Source organism: Flavihumibacter cheonanensis, assembly GCF_022352215.1.
Lineage (GTDB): Bacteria > Bacteroidota > Bacteroidia > Chitinophagales > Chitinophagaceae > Flavihumibacter > Flavihumibacter cheonanensis.
The window spans coordinates 288,604-304,567 of sequence record NZ_JAKRWF010000002.1 but is presented as its reverse complement, the minus strand read 5'-3'; the positions used below and the strand labels follow the sequence as shown (position 1 = coordinate 304,567).

The window sequence follows — 15,964 nt, the reverse complement described above, 5'->3', positions numbered from 1 at the left end:
CAATGAAAATTGGAACCAAGTTTATTCATGCCGGTATGGAGCCGGATCCATCCACCGGTGCGATCATGACCCCGGTATACATGACCTCTACCTATGTGCAGGAAGCGCCGGGGGTGAACAAGGGATTTGAATATGCACGATCCCAGAACCCGACCCGAAAAGCACTGGAAGAAGCGCTGGCTACTATTGAAAATGGTCAGTATGGTCTGGCTTTTTCAAGTGGTGTGGCAGCAACCGATGCGGTATTGAAACTACTGGCTCCCGGAGATGAAGTGGTTACGGGGAATGATTTGTATGGAGGCACCTATCGCCTTTTTACTAAAGTATTTGAGCGCTTTGGCATTAAGTTCAAGTATGTGGATATGGGTTCACTGGAGACAGTAGAAGCTGCCATGAGTGCGGCTACCAAGTTGATCTGGCTGGAAACACCTACGAATCCTTTGATGAATATTGGTGATATCGCGGCTATCTCAAATATCGCGAAAAGCAGAGGAGCATTGCTTTGTGTGGACAACACGTTTGCCTCTCCTTATTTGCAAAACCCGCTTGATAACGGGGCAGATATTGTGATGCATTCCTCAACCAAATACCTGGGCGGACATAGTGATGTGATCCAGGGTGCCCTGGTGGTGAATGAAAAGGGATTATACGATCAGCTGTATTTTATCCAGAAAAGTTGTGGCGCGGTACCCGGACCGATGGATTGTTTCCTCGTGCTCCGGGGTATCAAAACCCTGCACCTGCGCATGCAGCGGCATTGTGAAAATGGAGAGAAGATCGCGCATTGGTTACGCAATCACCCTAAAATTGGAAAAGTATACTGGTGTGGCTTTGAAGATCATCCCGGTTATTCGGTAGCGAAAAAACAGATGCGCGGGTTCGGTGGTATGATGAGTTTCGAACTGAAAGACAATTCTGTAGAGGCCGCGAAAAAAGTGTTGTCTGGCACCCATTTGTTTTCCCTGGCGGAGAGCCTGGGTGGTGTTGAATCGCTGATCAATCATCCTGCTTCTATGACCCATGCTTCCATCCCGCGGGAAGAGCGAATCAAAAATGGTTTGTCTGATTCATTGATTAGGCTAAGTGTGGGAGTGGAAGATGCGGATGATCTGATTGAAGACCTGGCAAGAGCGATTGGGTGAAAAAAAATCTGATAGAATTTCTGAATCGAAAAGTTGAGGAATACAATCGGCCTTCGTTTATTGAGGCGGACCCGGTTTGTATTCCTCATTTGTTTACTGCCCGTGCGGATATTGAAATAGCAGGTTTGTTTGCAGCAGTTTTTGCCTGGGGTAATCGAACTACGATTATTGCTAAAAGCCGGGAGTTGATGCAACGGATGGATATGCGTCCGCATGAATTTGTACTCCACCATGGGGCTGATGATTTGCGTGGATTGCTTTCTTTCAAACACAGAACCTTTACCGCCACTGACCTGCTTTATTTCGTGGAGGTGTTAAAGCAGCATTATTCCAGGCATGATTCACTGGAAACAGCCTTTCTAACGGGTATGGGCAATCGCGATAAGGATACGACAGGAAGCCTGAATGGGTTTTACAGTTATTTTTTCGGAGCTGTTTGGGAGAAGGCAGATGCGATTGAAATTCCTGCGCGCACCCGAAAACATATTGCAGCACCTTTCCGCGGCTCCACCTGCAAGCGCCTGAACATGTACCTGCGCTGGATGGTTCGGCCAGCAGATGGAGGAGTGGATTTTGGATTGTGGAAAGGCATTTCTCCTGCTCAGCTGGTGATCCCCATTGATCTGCATGTAGCCCGGGTGGCGCGGCGATTTGGGTTGCTTCATCGGGAGGCGCTCGACTGGCAGGCAGCCCTTGAACTCACAGCCTGGCTGCGTCGCCTCGATCCTACTGATCCTGTCAAATATGATTATGCGCTTTTCGCCCTCGGCGTCATCGAAAAATTCTAACTTTCCTCACCCGTCCGGTGGCACCGGACGGGTGAATTACATGGAAAATTCTTTAGACGATATATTAGTAGTTCAGCAGGAGCTGGAAAAACTGACCGGGCAGGACCTGGTTCCGTATACCGAAGGTTGGTCAGGATTGCGTACTGCACTGGCGGCATGGGTGAATGAGCTAATTCAGCACAACTTTTCCGAGCTGATCCGGGTCTTGTACCGCGTGGATATCAGTGAAAACAAGCTAAAATTCCTACTGCAAGAGAAAGTTGGAGAGGATGCGGCCTTCATCATTGCAGACCTGATCATAGAACGTCAGCTACAGAAAATAAAAACCCGGCAGCAGTTTCAACAACCGCCGCCGGAGAATGAAGAAGATCGCTGGTAATCCCACCCGTCCGGTGCCACCGGACGGGTGGGGAGAAGATCAGGCTTTTACTGCCTTTTCTTTGAATTTTTGAATGGCTGTTCGGGTGAAGGAACTCAGCACCAGGCGGCCGCTGATGGCAGCACGCTCCGTCAGCAGCTGGTCCCAGTGATCCGTGCCTTTCCAGAACATTTTTTTCATTTCCTGCATGGCTTCTGGTGATGAAGCAGCCAGGGTAGTAGATAACCGGAAGATGGATTCATCCATACTATCCAGATTTGGATGGAGTTCTGCAAAGAGACCTTTTCTGCGGGCCCAGTCACCATTTCTCCACATCGCGGCATCAATAGCCAACTGAGAAAATGCAGAGGTTCCTATTTTTCTTTCAACTGCTGGTCCAACTACAAAGGGTCCGATTCCAACAGCCAGTTCGCTGAGTTTTATTTCAGCCCCTTCGACGGCGATGGCATAATCACAAGCAGCTGCCAAACCGACTCCACCACCCACACATTTTCCATGTATCCGGCCGATGATCAGCACCGGCACCTTACGCATGGCATTGATCACCTGGGCAAACCCATTAAAGAAAGCCTGCCCTTCTTCCGGGGTGGTAATCGCCATTAATTCATCAAAGGAAGCACCACCACAAAACGCTTTCTCACCCGCCGATCGCAGCACAATCACACGCACTTCTTTATTATGACCTGCGGAATGAATTTCCTTTGCCAATTCATTCAATAATTTACCCGGCAGTGAATTTCCCTGGGGGTGAAAGAACTCAATGGTAGCTATGCCTTTATGTATTTCGGCCTGCACATGGCCGCCCTGAACTTCATGGATCATAGGTTTTTAATTTACTTTATTTAAAACGCTTGCTTATTTACTTGGTTCATCCGATTGCTTTTGCACCATTGTTAAAATAGTTGCAATTGCTACTTGCTCGCCGGTCTCGTCCATCACTTCCACCATCCATTTAACGATTCCTTTTGGCAAATCAGTATCCAGTTTCTTTTCCTGGTCGATTTTTTCCTTGCAGGTAAAGCGCACCTGGATAGTTGAACCCGCATACACAGGTTTCACAAAGCGCAATTCATCGATTCCATAATTCAGAAGTACGGGGCCTTTGGCACTGCTGTCTACAAAGAGTCCGGCTGCGGCACTCAGTATCAGGTAACCATGGGCTACCGGCTTTTCAAACAAGGTTCCTTCAAGGGAAGTATGATCGGTATGGGCGTAGAAATGGTCCCAGCTTAAGTTAGCAAAATTTACGATATCTGTCTCAGTAATGGTGCGTTTTCCTGTCAGCAACTGATCCCCTACCTGCAGTTCCTCAAAGTATTTCCGGAATGGATGGATCCGGTCTTCCCGGCCATTGGTGCCTGGTTGATACACTTGTGTGATGGCAGTAATCATATCGGGGCTGCCCTGTATGGCCAGTCGCTGCATATAATGTTTGACGCCTCTGATTCCCCCCATTTCTTCTCCTCCTCCTGCACGCCCCGGACCCCCATGCACCAATAGAGGGAGAGGAGATCCATGCCCGGTAGATTCTTTTGCGCAGGACTGGTTTAAAACCAGGATGCGGCCATGCCAGGGACCAGCACCCAATACATAATCGCGGGCCAGGCCAGGATCACTGGTAACAATAGAACTCACCAGGGAGCCTTTACCCATCCGTGATAATGCAATCGCATCTGAAGCAGATTTATAAGGCATGATGGTACTAACCGGACCGAAGGCTTCTACTTCGTGTGAGGCTGACTGTTGGAAGGGTTTATCATTCACTAATAAAAGCGGACTGATAAAAGCTCCTTTTGAAGGATCGGCATCAATTACCTGCACACTATCCAGCGATCCATATACCAACTGAGAACCTGCCAGCAGTTTGCTCACCTGTTCCAGCACTTCAGATTTTTGTGTTTGTCCGGCTAGTGCCCCCATTCTCACTTTTTCATTTTTAGGATTGCCGATTGTCGTTTGTTCGAGGGCGTTAGCCACTGCTTTCCAGACCGCTTCCATCTTATTCTCTGGTACAAAAACCCGACGGATGGCAGTACATTTTTGGCCTGCCTTCACTGTCATTTCCTTTCGCACTTCTTTAATGAAGACATCCCAATCAGGTGATCCGGGCTCTACATCTTCACCCAGGATGATACAGTTCAGGGAATCGGCTTCCATATTAAAGGGAACCGATTCGCGCAGGATTATCGGGTGTGATTTGAGTTTCAAACCGGTGGAAGCAGATCCTGTAAATGTGATCACATCCTGGCTTTGCACATGGTCCAGCAGATCGCCGGCAGAGCCACAGATCAGCTGGAGCGCACCGGGGGGCAGGATACCCGAATCTACAATAGAGCGCACAACAGCTTCAGTCAGAAAACAGGTAACGGTGGCGGGTTTTACAATTGCAGGCATACCAGCCAGCCAGTTAACAGCTACTTTTTCGAGCATGCCCCAAACCGGAAAATTGAAAGCATTAATATGGACGGCTACCCCTTCTTTTGGAACAAGTAGGTGGGTTCCCATAAAAGTGGAAGCCTTGCTCAGGTTATGACTTTCGCCATCCATGGTATAAGGCTGGTTGGGGAATTTTCTTCGAAGGGAGGCATATGAAAACAGGTTGCCAATCCCCCCTTCAATATCAATCCAGCTATCGGCCCTGGTGGCGCCGGTCTGGTAAGAGATTTCATAAAAGCGGGGTAATTCTTTTTGAAGATGCAGGGCCAGCGCGCGAAGCATGCGACCTCTTTCATGAAAAGTCATTTTGCGAAGGGCAGGATTACCCACCGTGCGGGCATACTCCGTCATCGCTTTAAAATCGAGCCCTTTTGAACTGGCATGGGCCAGCGTTTCACCGGTAACCGCATTAAACAGAGCCTGGCCTTCTCCATCGCCAGTGATCCACCGACCGGTAACAAAGTTTTCCAATTTATTCATAGCAAGCATTTGAAATTGCAAAATAGTTCATAATGCAAGGATTAGGGTGGGATGAAATGCTAAAACCTTGCATATTTGCACTATTGAAAACCACAAATTATGAAAGCATCCCTCCTTTTGGCCGCCGGTATTTTGTTGTTAACTGCCTGTAATAATGCAGATGAGCATGCAGGACATCGTACCGATGGCTTTTCGGATGTGGCTAAAACCCCTGAGGATAGCCTGTTCAAACTGGTAATGGAGGGACATGATGTGGGGATGGCAAAAATGGGCAAGATCAAAGAAGCTCAGAAGCAGGCCCAGGCGGCTTTGGATAGTTTGAATAAAACATCTGGTGCCAATAAGGAAACCCTGCAACAGGCGCTGATGGACTTACAGGAAGACCTGAATTATGCAGAATACGGCATGAATACCTGGATGGAGGAGTTCAATGTAGACTCCGCCCGTGATAACCAGGAAGTGCGGCTCACCTATCTTAAAACCGAGCAGGAAAAAGTAGATAAGGTGAAGAATGCGATTCTGGAAAGTTTACGGGTAGCGGATTCCCTGTTTAAGAAGTAGTTTTAAACGTTCCGAAATGCCATAAAATACCAGAGGGGTCGTGAAGAAAACATTCATCACCCCAGTGATTATAACGGATGGGCAGGAGGCGAACTTCCGGATATTTGGAGGGCAGGTTTAGCTGGCTGAGTTCCTGGTAGAAGGACTCGACATCTGCCACTTCCATAAAAACCATAGTATTGTCTATCCAGTCTTTTACATAGGCATTCTGCAGGTAAAAAGACAGGTTACCAAGTTTATACACGCAGAGGTTTTTTTCCAGTACCATTTCTTCAAAACCAAGATCCCGGTAAAATTCGCGGGAACGTTCAAAATCTTTGGCGCCAATAAAGGGGCGAATGCTGAGGACTTTATTTGTCATACTTGATCTTTTGAAGGGGATTTCCTGAATAAAATTAAACTGAAGCAGTGAAGCATGTGCTTATTATTAATAGTACCAAAACTACTGGCGCTGTTTCAAGTTGTTGCTTGATTCAAATCAAGTACGATCAGCGGCTGGATAATTTTTCCCTAACCCTACTCAGGGTTTCTGGTGTGATCTTGAGGTAGGAGGCAATTATTTTTAATGGGAATGCTTGTAGTAAGGAGGGTCTGTGGTCCAGTACAAACTGGTATTTCGCGACCGGACTCAACTGGTCGTCAAAAAGTTTTATTCGGGAGGGCGTAGGTTCGAGTAAGCGGGCCAGTTGAAAAAAAGAAGATGAACGATTAATCAACTCATGCAGCTTCGTTATGGTTAATTCATACACATGGCTATCCATAAAGGCCTGGATAAAAGTTTCGGAGGGTTGTTGCCTGACAAAACTTTGCTGGTTGAGCATCCATTCCTGGTCCACGTGCAGGTCAATGATCTGCTGATCGATTTCATCCTTCTCTTTAAACTGAATAAAAGAACCTGAGCTGATAAAATACAGGGACTGGCAGATTTGTCCGGGTTTCAGCAGACAGGCTCCCTTTGTAATTTCTTTCGGCAATAAGGCAGATTGCAGCAGGTCCATTTCTGAGAGACTGAAATTTCCAAATCCGCCTGATAAAATGGATGACATAATCCCGAAGTTAAGGGCAACGCAGAATTAAAACATGACATATAATTATAATACTGATGGATTTTGGCTAACTTATGAGTGTTATGAAACAAAGCCTGCTCCTGCTGTGCTTTACAGTTAGTGTATTGACAGCAAAAACTCAATCAGTATCAGATAGTATCGCTAATCTGGTGAAGTATTATCATGATAACGGTCTATTCAGTGGGGCAGTGCTGGTGGCTAATGGAAATACTATTGTGTATAAGGGTGCAGTCGGAATGGCCAATCACGAATGGCAGATTCCCAATACTACTCAAACCAGGTTTCGGTTAGGGTCGGTGACCAAACAATTTACAGCAATGTTGATTCTTCAATTGGTACAGGAGGGCAAACTGAATCTCAATGGAAAAATCACCGACTATCTTACCAATTACAGAAAAGAAACAGGCAGCCAGGTAAGTATCCATCAGTTGTTAACCCATAGTTCCGGTATTCCCAATTATACCGAAAATGAATCTTTTTTTCCCAATTCTGTCAAGCCCTATAGTGTAATTGATTTTGTTCGGATCTATTGCAGCGGTGATCTGGAATTTAAGCCGGGGACTCAATTTTCCTACAGCAATTCAGGTTATTTTATCCTGGGTGCCATTCTTGAAAAAATGACGGGAAAAACCTATGAGCAGTTATTGAAGCAAAGGATTCTGGAGCCACTTGGCATGAAACAAACGGGCTATGATATGCATGAATATATCATACCGGGAAGGGCATCCGGGTATGAAACTAAATTATCCGGGTATCAACATGCATCTTACCTGAATATGGGATTGCCGTACGCAGCAGGTTCTATGTATTCAAGTGTGGAAGATCTGATGATTTGGAACCTGGCATTGTATGGGAATAGGTTAATGGCTGACTCCCTGAAGAAAAAAATGTTTGATGGCTATCTTGAACTGGATAAAAATATAAAGGCGGGTTATGGCTGGTTTAATGAACAAATTCAAACGCCGGATCCTAAGAAGGTGATCAATATGATCTGGCACAATGGTGGAATAAATGGATTTATGACAGAGCTAGCCAGGTTTCCGGAAGAGAGAATTTTTATTACAGTACTGGATAATGCTTCCAATAATACCGCGCTATTGTTTAGGGATATAATCGCAACAGTTTATGGACTTCCTTTGGAACCAAAAAAACCAACACTTTCCTACGCCATTCGCAAAAAGATAGAGAGCAGTTCCATTGCAGAAGCAACTGATTATTTTGCGACCATTCCGGAAGCTGAAAAGAAACAATACACACTTGCTGGAGCGGAGCGATTGATCAATAGATGGGGGTATGAGCGCATGAATGAACAACAGGATTTACCCGGGGCATTGAAGCTATTTGAATTGAATACGAAATTGTTTCCCAACTCTTCAAATGTATATGACAGTTATGGAGAAGCATTGGCGAATGCAGGCAAATATGACCAGGCGGTAGCAAATTATCAGAAGTCTGTACAGTTAGATTCCAGTCGCTACAGGCGCGCCTCGGTCAGAATTGCTGGTTTTTCAAACCGGCCTGATACGATTCGTGTGATGGTGGACGGGCATGAAATGGTATTGTATAAAACAGGAAGCAAAGGTCCGGTTATTGTGTTAGAGGCTGGTGGTAACAGCGATCATACCAGTTGGAGTAGGATTGTTCCGGAACTAGCTAAACGCGCCATTGTAATTACGTATGATCGTCCGGGTTATAGGCAATCCATTACTTGTTCACAGCCAAGAACAGCCGACCGGGTTGCCGCAGAATTATATGAAGCACTTAAGAAGGCCGGTATAAAAGGACCATATATCATTGGTGGCTGGAGTTGGGGCGGTGCATTTGCCAGAACGTTTGCTGGGAAGTATCCAGCCGAAACAAAAGGATTGTTATTGGTGGATCCGGCAACAAAAGAAAGTTATGACCGGATGGCAAAAGAATATCCGGATATCTATACAGGAATTTTTACCACCCGATATGCCGGCAACCAGGCAGCGCAGGATGAATTCGATGCAATGTTGCCCACCATGATGCAGGCTTCCATTTCAGATCAACAGTATAAAGGAAAGATAGAAGTATTGGCTGCAGGAAGTTTTAAGGAATGGTCGGAGGCCGAAATTCCGTTAAAGAAAATCTGGATCGATGAACTAAGAAGTTGGTCTGGAAAAAATAAAAACAGTCGGTTTGAATTAGTGGAAAGCGGTCATTTTATACAGAATGAAAAACCGGAAACAGTGATTGCTGCATTGAACCGGTTAATGGAAGTACGATGAATACCAAATGTGCTAAATTATTCTTTTAACTGCAGGAATTTTTCGCAACAGGTGAGTTACCAGCAATGAACTGCCAATCCCGACAATTGTAACAAGAATAAACTTCAAATTAGGATTCCAATTAAAATTCAGCACCAGGATTTGCAGTACAATAACAAGGAGCAGGTGAACCAGGTAAATTCCATACGCATTGTCCGAAAGGAGCTTCATGAGTGAATTAGGTTGATTGAACCCTTGCCTAAAACCTGCCATCAGACTGATACTGATACTGAAACAGAGCAGGGTTTCCAGCAACGGCTCTGAAATCCATTTGCTGAAAGCTGAGCCGATCCAGTAACTACTGGTACTGTACCCGATAACAGTTAATATTGTAAAGGGTAGAGCATGTTTCCAGTTAAGCTCTTTCAGCCAGTTCGCATGATGAAAATAAGTACCCCCAAGAAAGAGCAATAAATACTGGGGCAGGTGTGCCGGTTCAATTGGAATGACCCAGGTGCGCCAGGCATCAATAGGGTACCAGGTCCTGATCACGGCACCGAATAAAATAATAATTGCGGCAAACACCAATAGGTGCAAGACTTTCAGCGACCGATTACCTGAAGCCCATTTAAGAAACAGTTTATGGAAAAACACAAGGTAGATAATAGAATAGGCAAGCAGCGATGCCACAAACCATAAATGTCCCGTTGCAATAGGAGGCTTGTTGAAATAGGTATCCAGAAAAAAACTCACCAGGTTGCCGGGTTTATCTGCGCCCAGGTAATTGAAAGGAAGAAATACAAGGAACGTAAAAAACAACAAGGGTATGCCCAGTCTTTTCAGCCGATCCTTCAGAAAGACAGTCGCGGTTTTATTTCGTACACTAAATACCATAAAGTATCCCGAAATAAAAAAATACAAACCCATCATATAGGAAGCATTAACAAAGAAGAACTTCCCAAGCCATTGTGCTTTCAACGGGTCGTCCACCACCCATACACCACCTGTTGGTCCGTATGCCTGGGCAGCGTGGTGGGCAACCACCAGGCAGGTCAGCAACACTTTGATGTTATCAATGTACGCGATGCGGTTGGGCTTCATATGGGGTGCACTATTATTCCACTCTGTTCTTTAGTGCTTCATTGAATTTAACAAAATTCTGTCTTGTTTCTGCTCCAATTTTTTTAAGAATAAAGCCACTAAGTATCCCGGAGAATTTTTCAGAATGGATGAGCTTTACCTGTCCATTACCAACCTCTTCCAATTCAAAGGAGTGATGTCCGTCGAATATTCCTTTCATCAGTACGGAGCCGAGCCAGGCGAAGGATTTACCAGGTTCTGCAGCAGTAACAATGGGTTTGAATTGAAATTGTTTATCGCCATTTTGCAGGGTATTTTTCAAGCGGGTTCCTTTAATAGGCTTGCCTTCAATCCTGACAACAAATGGATTCCATTGCGGATACGCTTCAAAGTCGGTTAAGACGTTCCATATCTTTTCCCTGCTGGCATTGATAATGATTTCGGTTTTGATTTCTTTGTTCATGTTGTTTGATTTGCTGGAGCAAAGCTAGTACCAACCCAATCGGGGTTTCATTAACTTTTGTAAAGAAAATTTCAGGAACCCTGTAAGCGCTTCCGGATGCGACTAAGAGAAACCGGGGTAATACCAAGGAAGGAAGCAATCATATGATGCGGTACGCGAAGCAGGAGGTCTCCATTTGTTGCTTCAAATTTTTTCCAGCGTTCTTCGGGACTATCAAGAATATAGGAAGACAAAATCAGTTGAGCATTAATAAAGCGTTGTTCCGCAATTTTCCTTGCCAGGATTTCCATACGGGGCACTTTCTTATAAAGCGTATTGAGATCATCGTAGGTGATCACCAGCAATTCAGCATCTTCCAGCGTGTCTAATCCCTGTATGCTTGGAGCCTGCCGGAGAAAACTGTCATAGGAACTGGCAAAGAGGTGTTCCCGAAAAATGAATGCGGTAATATCTTCTGTGTCTTTGGTGTAATACAAGCGCAGCAGGCCCTTGTTTATGAAATACAGTTCACGTGCTATTTTGCCATTTTGGATGAGTGTGAATTTTTTGGGTACCTGCCTGATACTAAAATAGCTTTCAATGATTTGCTGCTCTTCCCTTGTGAAGGACACCAATTGTGAGCAATACTTAAATAATGCAGAAAACATACTGATTATTTTTCTACCGCGTATTCTTTCAATTGATCGAGCTCCTTTTGTATAACAGCCTCCCATTTTTCCTGTGCTGCCAGATCCGTACCTGCTTTGGTTTCCAAATCGTATTCCAATCTGCGTTTCGAATAGGCATTGGTGTAGGTTTCATTAAGCTCATCCACAAAAGAGAGTCGCTTGATTTTAGGTTTGTTATCGTACAAGGCTTTTCTGAATTGACGCACATACACTTCACAGAGATCAAAGGAAGCCTGCTGATACCGCAGTGCCTGCTGTACATTCTGGGTGGTATCGATCCAGGACCCTGTACGAATGAATTCATTCAGTACACGTTTGTTCAGGTTGGAAGAGAGCAATTCTTTTCCACCAGCTTTGTAGGTGATGGAAAATTCCGCATGAGAAGAAGGTTCGTTGGGTGCGGCAGTTTTTATGCTGAAGTCGGACAGTTGTAATTTTTGAGTGGCGCTCCAGGAGAGCTTATCAGATTTGCTCTCCTGTGCAATAGTAAACTCACCAGAAAACAGCAGCAAACTCAGAATTGAAATAACCAATATTTTCATTTTGTCCTTTTAACGAGATGAAGTATAACTCAATTTACGCAAACGTTTGATGCCATTTAGGGATTAATCAACGCTGGGAATTATTTAACTTTCTGCAATTGGGGAGCCGGTATAAGTAAACTTGTTATATGATGCGATTTTTAGTTTTCCTGTCAATTTCATTTCTTCTTATCAATAGTTGTACAACAAAGCCATACGCGGAAAGTGATAATTATATGTATGTGCAATCCAAAGGAAGAGAAGAGAAAAAGTGGAAACTGGTATGGTCAGACGAGTTTAACAGCCCGGATTTGGACAGTTCCAAGTGGACCCGTATTCCAGCTGGCAAATCTGACTGGAACAGGCATATGACTGCGTCTGAACCTGCCTGTTATAATCTGCAGGGTGGAAAGCTGGAATTAATTGGTGTTTTGAATAAGGATACCTTGAAAGACCCAAGACCTTTTCTTACAGGCGGCATTTATACAAAAGATAAATATGCCTGGCAATACGGTCGCGTGGAGATAAAAGCTAAACTTGAATCTTCGCAAGGTGCATGGCCAGCCATATGGATGCTGCCTGCAACAACCAAATACGGACCCTATCCAAGAGGAGGTGAAATTGATATCATGGAGCATCTGAATTTTGAAGACAGTATTTATCAGACGGTTCATTCCTACTATACCCTGGAGTTAAAGGAAAAACGCAACCCGCCACATTTTGGAAAAGCAGCTATAAACAGGGAGGACTATAATCTGTATGCAATGGAATGGTATCCCGACAAGCTGGTATTTCTCGTGAACGGAAAAGCTACCTTTACCTATCCCAGGAAAACAGATGTAGACCCGAGCCAGTGGCCATTTGATCAACCTTTTTATTTATTGGTAGATCAGCAGTTGGGTGGAAATTGGGTAGGGAAAGTGGATGTAAACCAATTGCCGGTAAAAATGAGTATCGACTGGGTAAGAGTCTATCAATAAAACTATTCCGGATGAAAAAATTTCTGTTCTTTCTATTCTTGTTGCATGGTATGATGGCTCATGCGCAGCAAAAGCGTCCGAATATCCTGATTATCATTTCAGATGATCATGCTTTTCAAACCATCAGTGCCTATGGAAGTAAGCTAACCCAAACACCTGCTATCGATCGCATCGCAAAAGAAGGCATGCTTTTCAATAGGGCTTATGTAACCAATTCAATATGTGGGCCAAGTCGCGCTGTTTTATTAACCGGCCGATACAGTCATAAAAATGGATTCAAGGACAATGTCAGCGGTCGGTTCGACAGTTCACAACATACCTTTATTAAAGACCTGACAAGATCGGGGTATCAGACTGCCTGGATAGGGAAATGGCATTTGGAAAGTGCCCCGCAGGGATTTAGTTACTGGAAGGTGTTACCCGGACAAGGATCCTATTTCAACCCTGATTTTATTAAGATGGATAACAGCCGGGAAAGAATTAACGGGTATGCCACCACGATCATTGAAGATATTGCCGAAAACTGGCTGGATGGCAGAGATACCAGCAAACCTTTCTGCCTGGTGATCGGGCACAAAGCAACGCATCGCACCTGGATGCCGGATATTCAGGACATGGGGCGATTTGATACAGTGAATTTTCCACTACCCGCTAATTTTTATGATGCTTACCAGGGGCGCAGAGCAGCAGCAGTTCAGGATATGACGGTTGATAAAACCATGATCATGGGTTATGATCTGAAAATGTTTCCCTCAAAGGAGGCTGCAGATAAGGATGGTAATATTCGGCGCATGACACCTGAACAGCGGGCAGCATTTGATGCTTATTATGGTCCTATCAAACAGGATCTTGATAGTCGTGGATTAGCTGGAAAAGAACTCGTGGAGTGGAAATACCAGCGTTATATGCGGGATTACCTGGCAACTGCTGCTTCCTTAGATAGAAATATCGGAAGGGCGCTGGATTACCTCGACCGACATAAACTAACCGAAAATACCCTGGTTGTTTATTTATCAGACCAGGGATTTTATATGGGAGAGCATGGCTGGTTCGATAAGCGTTTCATGTATGAAGAATCCTTCCGTACACCAATGGTCATGCGCTTTCCAAAGATGATACAACCAGGCAGAGTGGATAGCAGTTTGGTGATGAACCTGGACCTAGCACCTACGATGCTGGAGTTGGCCGGGGTAAAGTCAACAGAAAAACTACAGGGACAATCACTGCTTCCCTTACTTAAAGAGACGAATTATAAAGGCCGCAAAACTCTCTATTACCATTATTATGAAAATGGGGAGCATGCCGTATCGCCGCATTTTGGGATCAGCAATGGCAGGTATAAACTGATCCGGTTTTACAAGCGGGTAGAAGGCTGGGAGTTGTATGACATGCAAACCGACAGTTCTGAAATGAACAACTTGTTTGGTAAGGCAGGTTATGAAAAAATCACCCGCAAACTCAAGAAGGAGTTGTCGGGAATGATCAGGCGGTATGAGGATGAAGAGGCTCGTCAAATAGTAGAAAAGGCAGTTCTACCGGCTGCTTTTTAAGGGAATAACAGAAAATTTTTGAGATAATCCTACAGCAAAATGGTCATTCAGGCGCTTGAACTGGTCATTCAGTCAGGAGCCTTGCCATGAACCGGTGCCTTCGTAACAATTTTACATCGTCAAACAATAACCATCAAATCAAAATCACGATGTAAAATGAAAAAGTTACTGGTACTGCTGGCCTTTACAGCACTGTCAATCGGGGCAATGGCCCAATCCAATCAACGTTCTATTCGGGCATATGGAGCCGGTATAGCTGAATTAACCACTATTAATGGAAAACCATCCCTGAATCTGGGCGGATATGGTGGAGTGCTGATCAACCACAAATTCCTGATCGGAGCAGCTGGAAATAATGCCTTCTTCCGGCATAAAGTAAATGGTAAAGAGGAGAAAATGCAGTTTAACTATTATGGTCTTTATTCAGAATATCGTTTCATGCCTGAGAAGCCGGTTCATTTTTCAGTTGGACTTACAGGAGCTATGGGTTGGGCGGAAAATGATATTAAAAATGATTCGAAAACTGCCAGAAGAGATGGCGACTATACCTGGGTAGTTCAACCTAAACTGGGTGTAAACATTAAGATAACCCGTTTCATGCAGGTACAGGGCTATGCAACCTATCGGTTTACCGGAAACACCAACAGTGCCTATTACGAGAAAAGTAATTTCAATGGGGTTGGCACAGGTGTAGGCCTTGTATTCGGTTCTTTTTAATGAAACAGTTTCAAGCCTGATACGATGAAAAAAATACTTGCATGTGCACTAGTTCTTTCTTTAGGAGCCGGGTCCTGTCGCAAGTTACTGGTGGAAGACAACAAAGATCAGATGCCGGTATCTCAGCTCACCATAAAGGGAAATAAAACTGAGCTGAGTATCAGTAAGGGTCAAACACCCTCCATTGTTTTGGTGAACGGCTTTGGCTCTCCCTTTACAACCTGGGAGAAAGTATACCAGCAATTACCGGAAAACATTAGTGTGTTTACCTACAATCGGGCAGGAGTGGGAGCTTCAGCCAATGTGACCGGAAGCCGGGATGCGCTGACCATTGCCCGGGAAATGAAAACCATCCTGGAGTATTGCAGTATCAAGCCTCCCTATATACTGGTTGCTCATTCGATGGGAGGAATATATGCCCGGATCTTCTATCACTTGTATCCGAACCTGGTCAAAGGAATCGTGTTGGTGGATGGTACCCATGAGAGACAGCTGGACTCTTTATTGAGCCAGCTTCCTTCAGGGGATCGTGAACTAGCCTGGGCAGAAATGAAAGCGATCAACGATAGTGTGGTGGCAAGCCTCCCAGCCGGTTCAGTAAAGGAGGAGTTCAAAGCCAATTTTGTTACCAACTATGATCAAATCAAATCCTTCCCTCCTATTACCGCCATTCCGGTGTATGTAATTACGAGTACGAAAGAAACTCCCGAAACTCCCGGCTTTGTAACAAAGATCCAGAAAGCCCTTCACCAGGAATGGGCAACACAGGCAGGCAGCAAGGGAAAATTTGTGGAAACCAGTAAAAGCGGACACTACATTCAGATGGAGGAGCCTGTGCTGGTTAAGCAAGGAATCCAATGGGTGCTGAATAAATAATTTTTCAAACTAAACCTGCAGTTTA

17 protein-coding genes are annotated in these 15,964 nt (G+C 44.8%); 9 read left to right on the top strand and 8 right to left on the bottom strand.

The window, feature by feature from the left end; translation table 11 throughout:
• The first annotated feature begins 2 nt into the window (after positions 1-2).
• Genes MD536_RS10665 through MD536_RS10655 form a run of 3 tightly spaced genes read left to right on the top strand, consistent with a single transcriptional unit; the run spans position 3 to position 2,309 of the window.
• Positions 3-1,142, top strand: coding sequence for a cystathionine gamma-synthase (locus MD536_RS10665; protein WP_239598848.1), 1,140 nt, complete (start codon positions 3-5; stop codon positions 1,140-1,142).
• Positions 1,139-1,930, top strand: coding sequence for a TIGR02757 family protein (locus tag MD536_RS10660; protein WP_239598846.1), 792 nt, complete (start codon positions 1,139-1,141; stop codon positions 1,928-1,930). The genes MD536_RS10665 and MD536_RS10660 overlap by 4 nt, the downstream gene beginning before the upstream one ends.
• Positions 1,931-1,970: 40 nt before the next feature.
• Complete coding sequence (locus MD536_RS10655) at positions 1,971-2,309, top strand: hypothetical protein (RefSeq protein ID WP_239598834.1); 339 nt, start codon at positions 1,971-1,973, stop codon at positions 2,307-2,309.
• Positions 2,310-2,348: 39 nt separating this feature from the next.
• Here MD536_RS10655 and MD536_RS10650 read toward each other — a convergent pair whose 3' ends face one another.
• Together MD536_RS10650 and paaZ are read right to left on the bottom strand one after the other, a co-directional pair.
• Positions 2,349-3,131 (bottom strand): enoyl-CoA hydratase/isomerase family protein, encoded by a 783-nt coding sequence (locus MD536_RS10650; RefSeq protein WP_239598832.1) that lies wholly within the window; start codon positions 3,129-3,131, stop codon positions 2,349-2,351.
• Positions 3,132-3,164: 33 nt separating this feature from the next.
• Positions 3,165-5,225, bottom strand: a complete 2,061-nt coding sequence (paaZ, locus tag MD536_RS10645) for a phenylacetic acid degradation bifunctional protein PaaZ (protein ID WP_239598830.1) — start codon at positions 5,223-5,225, stop codon at positions 3,165-3,167.
• A gap of 99 nt (positions 5,226-5,324) precedes the next feature.
• On the opposite strand from paaZ, the gene MD536_RS10640 reads away from it, so the two are divergent.
• Positions 5,325-5,786, top strand: a complete 462-nt coding sequence (locus tag MD536_RS10640) for a hypothetical protein (RefSeq protein WP_239598828.1) — start codon at positions 5,325-5,327, stop codon at positions 5,784-5,786.
• On the opposite strand, the gene MD536_RS10635 is transcribed toward MD536_RS10640, so the two are convergent.
• Both MD536_RS10635 and MD536_RS10630 read right to left on the bottom strand, forming a co-directional pair.
• Positions 5,776-6,147: a VOC family protein gene (locus tag MD536_RS10635; RefSeq protein ID WP_239598826.1), complete on the bottom strand. Its 372-nt coding sequence runs from the start codon at positions 6,145-6,147 to the stop codon at positions 5,776-5,778. The two genes, MD536_RS10640 and MD536_RS10635, sit on opposite strands and share 11 nt — an antisense overlap.
• Before the next feature lie 127 nt (positions 6,148-6,274).
• On the bottom strand, positions 6,275-6,832 hold the full coding sequence (locus MD536_RS10630) for a Crp/Fnr family transcriptional regulator (RefSeq protein WP_239598824.1): 558 nt from the start codon (positions 6,830-6,832) through the stop codon (positions 6,275-6,277).
• A gap of 83 nt (positions 6,833-6,915) precedes the next feature.
• On the opposite strand from MD536_RS10630, the gene MD536_RS10625 reads away from it, so the two are divergent.
• On the top strand, positions 6,916-9,105 hold the full coding sequence (locus tag MD536_RS10625; protein WP_239598822.1) for an alpha/beta fold hydrolase: 2,190 nt from the start codon (positions 6,916-6,918) through the stop codon (positions 9,103-9,105).
• A gap of 12 nt (positions 9,106-9,117) precedes the next feature.
• Here the strand turns inward: MD536_RS10625 and MD536_RS10620 are convergent, their stop codons facing one another.
• From MD536_RS10620 to MD536_RS10605, 4 genes are all read right to left on the bottom strand, one after another.
• Positions 9,118-10,185: an acyltransferase family protein gene (locus tag MD536_RS10620; RefSeq protein WP_239598820.1), complete on the bottom strand. Its 1,068-nt coding sequence runs from the start codon at positions 10,183-10,185 to the stop codon at positions 9,118-9,120.
• A 13-nt stretch (positions 10,186-10,198) separates the two neighbouring features.
• Complete coding sequence (locus MD536_RS10615) at positions 10,199-10,627, bottom strand: SRPBCC domain-containing protein (protein ID WP_239598818.1); 429 nt, start codon at positions 10,625-10,627, stop codon at positions 10,199-10,201.
• A 71-nt stretch (positions 10,628-10,698) separates the two neighbouring features.
• Positions 10,699-11,274, bottom strand: coding sequence for a Crp/Fnr family transcriptional regulator (locus MD536_RS10610; RefSeq protein WP_239598816.1), 576 nt, complete (start codon positions 11,272-11,274; stop codon positions 10,699-10,701).
• Positions 11,275-11,279: 5 nt separating this feature from the next.
• Positions 11,280-11,837, bottom strand: coding sequence for a hypothetical protein (locus MD536_RS10605; RefSeq protein ID WP_239598814.1), 558 nt, complete (start codon positions 11,835-11,837; stop codon positions 11,280-11,282).
• A 128-nt stretch (positions 11,838-11,965) separates the two neighbouring features.
• On the opposite strand from MD536_RS10605, the gene MD536_RS10600 reads away from it, so the two are divergent.
• The 4 genes from MD536_RS10600 to MD536_RS10585 all read left to right on the top strand — a co-directional run bounded on the left by MD536_RS10600 (position 11,966) and on the right by MD536_RS10585 (position 15,939).
• The gene (locus MD536_RS10600) at positions 11,966-12,796 is read left to right on the top strand and encodes a glycoside hydrolase family 16 protein (RefSeq protein WP_239598812.1); all 831 of its coding nucleotides are present in this window, start codon (positions 11,966-11,968) and stop codon (positions 12,794-12,796) included.
• 11 nt (positions 12,797-12,807) lie between these two features.
• On the top strand, positions 12,808-14,346 hold the full coding sequence (locus MD536_RS10595) for a sulfatase family protein (RefSeq protein ID WP_239598811.1): 1,539 nt from the start codon (positions 12,808-12,810) through the stop codon (positions 14,344-14,346).
• 156 nt (positions 14,347-14,502) lie between these two features.
• Positions 14,503-15,063 carry an outer membrane beta-barrel protein gene (locus MD536_RS10590; protein ID WP_239598809.1) on the top strand — a complete coding sequence of 187 codons (561 nt, stop codon included), beginning with the start codon at positions 14,503-14,505 and terminating at the stop codon, positions 15,061-15,063.
• A gap of 24 nt (positions 15,064-15,087) precedes the next feature.
• Positions 15,088-15,939, top strand: a complete 852-nt coding sequence (locus tag MD536_RS10585) for an alpha/beta fold hydrolase (protein ID WP_239598807.1) — start codon at positions 15,088-15,090, stop codon at positions 15,937-15,939.
• Positions 15,940-15,964 lie beyond the last annotated feature (25 nt).

Coding starts and splice junctions, on each gene's coding strand:
- MD536_RS10665 (WP_239598848.1), top strand. CDS start 3: ATGAAAATTGGAACCAAGTTTATTCATGCCGGTATGGAGCCGGATCCA.
- MD536_RS10620 (WP_239598820.1), bottom strand. CDS start 10,185: ATGAAGCCCAACCGCATCGCGTACATTGATAACATCAAAGTGTTGCTG.
- MD536_RS10655 (WP_239598834.1), top strand. CDS start 1,971: ATGGAAAATTCTTTAGACGATATATTAGTAGTTCAGCAGGAGCTGGAA.
- MD536_RS10595 (WP_239598811.1), top strand. CDS start 12,808: ATGAAAAAATTTCTGTTCTTTCTATTCTTGTTGCATGGTATGATGGCT.
- MD536_RS10590 (WP_239598809.1), top strand. CDS start 14,503: ATGAAAAAGTTACTGGTACTGCTGGCCTTTACAGCACTGTCAATCGGG.
- MD536_RS10630 (WP_239598824.1), bottom strand. CDS start 6,832: ATGTCATCCATTTTATCAGGCGGATTTGGAAATTTCAGTCTCTCAGAA.
- MD536_RS10615 (WP_239598818.1), bottom strand. CDS start 10,627: ATGAACAAAGAAATCAAAACCGAAATCATTATCAATGCCAGCAGGGAA.
- MD536_RS10605 (WP_239598814.1), bottom strand. CDS start 11,837: ATGAAAATATTGGTTATTTCAATTCTGAGTTTGCTGCTGTTTTCTGGT.
- paaZ (WP_239598830.1), bottom strand. CDS start 5,225: ATGAATAAATTGGAAAACTTTGTTACCGGTCGGTGGATCACTGGCGAT.
- MD536_RS10650 (WP_239598832.1), bottom strand. CDS start 3,131: ATGATCCATGAAGTTCAGGGCGGCCATGTGCAGGCCGAAATACATAAA.
- MD536_RS10625 (WP_239598822.1), top strand. CDS start 6,916: ATGAAACAAAGCCTGCTCCTGCTGTGCTTTACAGTTAGTGTATTGACA.
- MD536_RS10635 (WP_239598826.1), bottom strand. CDS start 6,147: ATGACAAATAAAGTCCTCAGCATTCGCCCCTTTATTGGCGCCAAAGAT.
- MD536_RS10585 (WP_239598807.1), top strand. CDS start 15,088: ATGAAAAAAATACTTGCATGTGCACTAGTTCTTTCTTTAGGAGCCGGG.
- MD536_RS10600 (WP_239598812.1), top strand. CDS start 11,966: ATGATGCGATTTTTAGTTTTCCTGTCAATTTCATTTCTTCTTATCAAT.
- MD536_RS10640 (WP_239598828.1), top strand. CDS start 5,325: ATGAAAGCATCCCTCCTTTTGGCCGCCGGTATTTTGTTGTTAACTGCC.
- MD536_RS10610 (WP_239598816.1), bottom strand. CDS start 11,274: ATGTTTTCTGCATTATTTAAGTATTGCTCACAATTGGTGTCCTTCACA.